Below are 6,449 nucleotides of genomic sequence, written 5' to 3'. Positions count from 1 at the left end.
TCGAGGACGAACAGGTGCTCAAAAATCTCTGAAGCTTGTGAATTCTGCGAAAGGGTCATGGTCTTGTCGGCGCCGTGCTCCGGGTCGTATCGACGTGGACCCAGGTGGGCCAGGTTCCGGTGCGTGTTCGAGCTCTGATGGGGATTGCTCCCGATTCTATACGCATTGAACCCGGCGTGCCTCCTGTGGCCGCCAGCGTTTCCCCGGCTCGCGGCATCCTTGCTGTTGCAGTTCCCGACGTTCGGCTGCGGCCGATTTTCCGGCGATGGCGAAGCGCTGGCCAATGCGATTGACGTCGGTGCGGTCGACCGCGAAGCCGCTCTTGCGCAGCAGGGCTTCGAGGGCGGTGGCGGTAGCCGGCCGAGCTTGATTCGGCTGGCCGAGACGGCACGTCGGCAGCGATCAGCAGTGAGCGGTTGCGCAGCAGGCGATGCAGGCAGGCGTCGCGCAGGGTGCCGGTTCCAGCTGCCGGCCGCCAGTAGTGATCGACGGTGTCAGACCGGTCCGTCGGCATCATCGGCTGGCCAAAGGTTGCGCTCGAGTTCTTCCCGATCGAGGAAGGGGTACATGTCTTCAAGCGGCGCCGAGACAATCTGTCCATCGTCGACTTGGCGCGAACTCATGCGCGGTTCGAACTGTTGCTTCTCATCGAGGATGACCTGGCACAGGTGCGGGCCCGGGGCATCCAGAACCGCCGGCAGCCTCTCGGCGAAGTCGGCCGCGTCGAGGCGCGACGCCGGAATGCCGAAAGCCCTGGCGACGGCGACAAAGTCGGGAAGCTCGACGCCGGATTCGGGTCCGGCGCCGGCCAGACGACCGAAGAAATTCGTCTGCGAGGTGCGAATCGACAGGTAGCCGCTGTTGTCGAGCACGAAGATCTTGATCGGCAAGCGATGCTGAGCGACCGTCTGCAGCTCCTGAATGTTCATCATGATGCTGCCGTCACCGGCCAGACAGATGACTCGGCGCTGCTGGCCTCTGGCGCTTAGCGCGCCGTAATACGCACCGATTGCCGCCGGCAGGTCGTAGCCCATCGAGGCGCTGCCAGAGTTGGAAAACATCCGCATGCCGTGCTTGATGACGCCTGCCTGAAACGGAACGATGCATGCGGTGGCGTTGCCGCAGGCAACGATGTCTTCGCCGGCGAAGTGGTCAAACAGCGTTTCGATGAAATGATAGGGATTGATCTTGTCCTTGAATTCCCTCTGACGTGGCAGCACGCTTGGATAACGCAGCAGACGCTCCTTGCACCAGGCCAGCCAGGTGACATGGGCGGGTGGGACTTGCCAGGTTCCCAGTTGTTGTTCGAGTGCGGCAAGGAAGCATTTGAGATCTGCCGTGATCGCCATATCCGGCCTGACCGTCGGCTTGGCGAACTCGGCAGGATCGATATCCACCTGGATTTTGAAGGCGCGTGGAGCAAACGCCTGCCAGTTGTAGCTGACCTGGCGGATGTTGAGCCGGCTGCCAAGAATCAGCAGTAGGTCGGCGTTCTGCACGGTGAGGTTGCCCGCACGCGTGCCGATGGTGCCCGGGCGTCCGCAAAACAGCGGGTCGGCGGAGGCGATCAGATCGTGGGTCCACGCGGTGGTCACGGGAATGCCGAGACGGCGAACAACCGCTTCGAATTCGGCAAGGGCCGCGGCGGCGCGAACACCACTCCCGGCCAGAATCACCGGGCGTTTGGCAGCTCTCAGGTGCTCGACGGCGACGGCGACATCCGCCATTGCCGGGATTGCGGCCGCGCTCGCCGCCGGTGCGAAGCGGCGCAGTGTCGATGCCTCGACCTTGGCGCTTTGCACGTCGATGGGGATATCCAGCCAGACCGGGCCGGGCCGGCCATTCGTCGCCAGGTAAAGCGCCTGATCGAGATGCCATGCGATGTCCTCGGGATGTTCCACCACTGCCGCATATTTGGTGATGCCGCGCACCATCGGGATGATTTCGCCTTCCTGATCGCCGAGCTGGCGCAGTCCCGGCACGGGCGTGGTGGCCAGGCAGGTCGCGCGCTTGACCTGTCCGGAGAGCACGATCATTGGAATCGAGTCGGTCCACGCGCCGTAGACGCCGTTTAGTGCATTGATGCCGCCGGGGCCGGTGGTGACGTTGAGGAGCGCTGGCTTGCCGGCAAGGCGAGCATAGGCTTCGGCAGCCATCGCGGCGGCTTGTTCATGGTGAAAGAATATGGGCGTGAGGCTGGGTTGATGGCACAAGGCATCATTGAGAAACATCGCGCCGCCACCGGTAACGAGAAAAACGAACCTGCCGCCGGAGACCGCAAGCCGCTTGGCTACGTAGCTGGCGACCGTGCTCACGGAAAAGTCGGCGCTGGCGGGACGGCGTGCATGCAGTCGGGGGCCTTGCGACTAGAGATCCAGGACGCGGCGGAAATAAGCCACGGTTTCGCGCAGGCCGTCCGTCAGCCCGACCTTGGGCGACCAGCCGAGCTCTTTCTCCGCCAGCGCGATGTCGGGCTGCCTTTGTCGGGGGTCGTCCTGCGGTAGAGGCTTGAAGCAGAGCTTCGACGGTCCGCCGACGATTGAGAGCACCTGCTCGGCTAGCTCGAGCATGGTGAATTCGCTCGAATTGCCGAGATTGACCGGCCCGGTGAACTCCACACGCGTATCCATCATCTGCAGCATGCCGTCGATCAGGTCATCGACATAGCAGAAGCTGCGCGACTGGGAGCCGTCGCCGTAGATCGTCAGGTCCTTGCCGGCCAGCGCCTGGCAGATGAAGTTGCTGACCACGCGGCCATCGGCTGGATGCATGCGCGGGCCGTAGGTGTTGAAGATCCTCACCACCTTGATTTGCAGATGGTGCTGGCGGTGATAATCGAAGAACAGCGTCTCAGCACAGCGCTTGCCTTCGTCATAGCAGCTGCGTATGCCGATCGGGTTGACGCGGCCCCAGTATTCCTCGGGTTGCGGGTGTACCTCCGGATCGCCGTAGACCTCGCTGGTGGAGGCTTGCAGGATGCGCGCCTTGACGCGCTTGGCGAGTCCCAGCACGTTGATCGCACCGTGCACGCTGGTCTTGGTGGTCTGCACCGGATCCAACTGGTAGTGGATCGGGCTGGCCGGGCAGGCGAGATTGAAGATGCGGTCGACTTCGACGTAGAGCGGGAAGGTTACGTCATGGCGCATCAGTTCGAAATAGGGATGGTTCAGCAGGTGCGCGACATTGCGCTTCGATCCGGTAAAGAAGTTGTCGACGCAGAGCACGTCATCACCTCGTTCGACAAGGCGATCGCAGAGATGGGACCCGAGGAAGCCGGCGCCGCCGGTGACCAGAACTCGATTCATGTCGGTGACTTTGGAGTAGTTTGGCAGGGTTGTGTCGAGATGGCCGTGGCGGACGGCATGGTCTGCGGGCTAGAGCACGTGCCTGAGGCCGTGCACTTGAGGCCGCCGCCAGTAGAACCACATTCTACTGAAACGCCCGGCGATGCGATGGGATGGCGGCCGATGCCGTAGAGCGAGCCGATGGTCACCCCGCCCGCGCTCATATATTGATTGCCGATGACTTCGCCCTGTTCGAAGTGGTTTTCCATGAGCCGTTTCAGCGACCCGACCGAAAAGAAATGGACGTGGTCGCTGTTGGCGTATTCCTCCGGTCCAGTGGGAACTTCGACCAGTGCCAGCCCGTCAGGTTTGAGGATGTCGGCGATCTTGGCGAATGTCGATTTCAGGTCTGGCATGTGCTCAATGGTGTGAAAAGAGGCGACCACGTCGTAGTGTGCCCGCGGCAGCGGGATGTTCTCGAAAAGCCCGATCCTGATATCGACACCGAGTTTCTTCATGCCTGCTTCCGCGGTCGGCCTGTTGCATTCACAGCCAAGCGCTTCATGGCCAAGGTTCGCCAGTTCCCTTAGAAGGATTCCTTCCGAACAGCCGATCTCAAAGTATCTTTCTGGCACATCCATTAGCGCTCCTGCGCTTTTCAGCGATCCGATGCGGGCATCGAGAAATTCCTTCCACTGCGGGCCGTATTCGATGCGGGATATTCCCTGATGCACCTTGTCGCTGCGCCAGTATTCCAGATCCCGATACATTAGGTGCAGGATGAGGTCCTTCGGGGTCTTGCGACTGTAGACATGGCCGCACTCCCCGCAGCGGTCGAGCGGCGAATACTGGGCGTTGAACTCGAGGCGGTCCGGCTTGCCACCACATACGGGGCACGACGCGACCCGCCGGGTGAAACCCGGAACACGGTACAGGCAGGCGATGGCCAATTGCGCCAGCGCAGCAGCGAGCCGGGAAGCGCGCGAGGGCAAAGCGGATGTCACCGCGCTTTCCGACGCTGAAGCGGCGGTCGGTCGATGGTTGATGCTTGCCGCTTCCCGGAGGGGATGCAACGAGGATGGTTTGCCGTCATTGAAAAGTCCGCTATATGTGGCGCGCGGGCAGTCGCCGTGCATGTGAGAGAATCGGTCCCACCAATCTGTACCGGACGGTTTCCGGGAACAAACCGCTGTTTGCCGATCAATATGGTTTTCAGGACACGATTATGCATTGCGGACGACTTGCCGTCGAACGATCCCGCGCGCGTTGGACGCCTCGCGGCGGGGAAAGCCTGAGGGCATGCGGCAAGCCATGAGGATTTCCCTGATCGTTGCCACCGTTGGCCGCTCTGCGGAACTGGAGCGTTTGCTGGAGTCGCTGGTCTTGCAGGCCTACCCGGACCTGGAGGTGATCGTTGTCGACCAGAATCGCGATGATCGGGTGTTGCGGACGATCAAGAAGTGGGCCGGGCGTTTGCCGATCATCCATCTCGTATCCGATCCCGGCGCTTCCCGCGCACGCAACGTGGGATTGGCCGCGGCGAGCGGCGATATAATCGGCTTTCCAGACGACGATTGCTGGTATCCGCCGAACCTGCTGCGACGGGTCTCCGGGTTCCTGTCGGAGTCCGTGGAACGGGATGGAATCATCGGGCATACGGTGGGCGAGGATGGTCGTGCCACCTTGCCCTGGAACGACGGTGCCGGCCTGCTGTCCGCGTCGATGTCGTGGCGGCGATCGGTGACCTATGCGTATTTTTTTAGACGTCGCGCGGCGCTTGCGGTGGGCGGCTTCGACGTCAGCCTTGGTCCCGGCGCCGGCACGCCGTGGGGCGCGGGGGACGACAATGATTTTATGCTGCGTGCCTTGGAGAACGGAGCGCGAGTGTTTTTCGACCCGGAGTTGACTGTTCATCATCCGCCGCTGTTCCTCGGCTTTGACGCGGAGTCAATCGCCAAGAGAACGCGATACGCACGGGCCGACGGCCGAGTGCTGCGTAAGCATCCGATGCCATCGTGGTGGATGCTGGCATTCTTCGGTATGCCGCTGGCGCGTTGGGTTCTAGCGGCGCCATCGCTCGACGCGGCCAGGCTGCGCTTTCACTGGGCCACCTTTCTCGGTCGGGTGCGCGGCTACAGGGACCCGGCGCCCGCATGATTGCGGCCTGGCATCTGGCGGCACGGCCAGTGTTTGCGTTCGGTCGGGCGAACCGTGCTTGGCGCGTGCACTGCGTCACATGTTTTTTGGGCAGCATGGCCTGATTTGGATGGCGATATGGATTTGACAGATCATCAGCTTCTTACCACCGATAGCCGGCTGCTGGGCATGCTCCAGCGGCGCGAGGTTTGCGCGCCTTTCGTCACCATCGTTGTCACCGTGTTCAATTACGAGCGCTACGTTGCCGATTGCCTGCGCTCGATTGCGGTACAGACCTACCGGAATTTCAAATGCGTGGTGGTCGACGATTGCTCGACGGATCAGTCGGTAAGCGTGATCGAGCGCATGATCGCCGAACAGCAAATGGGCGACCGCTTCGTTCTGATCCGCCACGAGATAAACAGCGGGCAGATGGCCGGCTTCAAGACCGGCTGCGACAACGCCGAGGGCGAGTTTGTGGTCTATGTCGATGCCGACGACCTGTTGCTGCCGGATTTCCTGGTCGGGCATCTGGCGGTGCATCTGGGCCAACTGCCGGTGGCCTTCACCAGTTCGGACCAGTATCAGATCAACGAGACCGGCGAGGTCATCGCCGGCTTTCATTCAGATTTGCAGGCGCGCGGCCGCTATCGCCATGTCGGCTCTCACTATCTTTACGAGAACTCCTGGCTGTGGGCGACCACCAGTTCGATGATGTTCCGTCGCGCCACGCTGCAACTGGTGCTACCGGACGTGGTCGAGCCCTTCCGCGTCTGCGCCGACAACTATATTTGCCACTTCGCCAACCTGGTGGGCGGCTCGATCCTGATTCCCGAGCGCCTCGGCTGCTACCGGCGCCATGGCGCCAATTCGTTTAGCAAAAACCGCATTGTCGGCGGCCAGCATCCGACCGGCGACATGCGCGAGCATCCGCACCACGAAAGCATCCGCCGCGCCGTAGTCGATCATCTGATCGACTACGGCGACCGCTTCATCGCCCTGCTCGCCGGCTGGTGGTTCCTGGTGCTG

5 protein-coding genes are annotated in these 6,449 nt (G+C 62.1%); 2 read left to right on the top strand and 3 right to left on the bottom strand.

What is annotated here, in order from left to right; translation table 11 throughout:
- Positions 1–494 precede the first annotated feature (494 nt).
- Genes RUU78_RS15680 through RUU78_RS15670 form a run of 3 tightly spaced genes read right to left on the bottom strand, consistent with a single transcriptional unit; the run spans position 495 to position 4,420 of the window.
- The gene (locus RUU78_RS15680; protein ID WP_313918234.1) at positions 495–2,315 is read right to left on the bottom strand and encodes a thiamine pyrophosphate-binding protein; all 1,821 of its coding nucleotides are present in this window, start codon (positions 2,313–2,315) and stop codon (positions 495–497) included.
- A gap of 51 nt (positions 2,316–2,366) precedes the next feature.
- Positions 2,367–3,305, bottom strand: coding sequence for a UDP-glucuronic acid decarboxylase family protein (locus RUU78_RS15675; RefSeq protein WP_313918232.1), 939 nt, complete (start codon positions 3,303–3,305; stop codon positions 2,367–2,369).
- Positions 3,302–4,420 (bottom strand): class I SAM-dependent methyltransferase, encoded by a 1,119-nt coding sequence (locus RUU78_RS15670; protein ID WP_313918229.1) that lies wholly within the window; start codon positions 4,418–4,420, stop codon positions 3,302–3,304. Before RUU78_RS15670 ends, RUU78_RS15675 begins: the two co-directional genes overlap by 4 nt.
- Before the next feature lie 175 nt (positions 4,421–4,595).
- On the opposite strand from RUU78_RS15670, the gene RUU78_RS15665 reads away from it, so the two are divergent.
- Entirely contained in the window at positions 4,596–5,441 is an 846-nt protein-coding gene (locus RUU78_RS15665; RefSeq protein WP_313918228.1) for a glycosyltransferase family 2 protein, read from the top strand.
- A gap of 117 nt (positions 5,442–5,558) precedes the next feature.
- Positions 5,559–6,449 (top strand): glycosyltransferase (locus tag RUU78_RS15660; protein ID WP_313918226.1); only part of this gene is annotated, 891 nt, incomplete at its 3' end.

The organism is Tahibacter sp. (assembly GCF_032229445.1).
GTDB lineage: Bacteria > Pseudomonadota > Gammaproteobacteria > Xanthomonadales > Rhodanobacteraceae > Tahibacter.
Note: the sequence above shows the minus strand (reverse complement) of the source record. Positions and strands in the feature narration are given on the sequence as shown.

Excerpts from the sequence above, each read along its gene's own strand:
- RUU78_RS15675 (WP_313918232.1), bottom strand. The coding sequence starts at position 3,305 with ATGAATCGAGTTCTGGTCACCGGCGGCGCCGGCTTCCTCGGGTCCCAT.
- RUU78_RS15670 (WP_313918229.1), bottom strand. The coding sequence starts at position 4,420 with ATGCACGGCGACTGCCCGCGCGCCACATATAGCGGACTTTTCAATGAC.
- RUU78_RS15665 (WP_313918228.1), top strand. The coding sequence starts at position 4,596 with ATGAGGATTTCCCTGATCGTTGCCACCGTTGGCCGCTCTGCGGAACTG.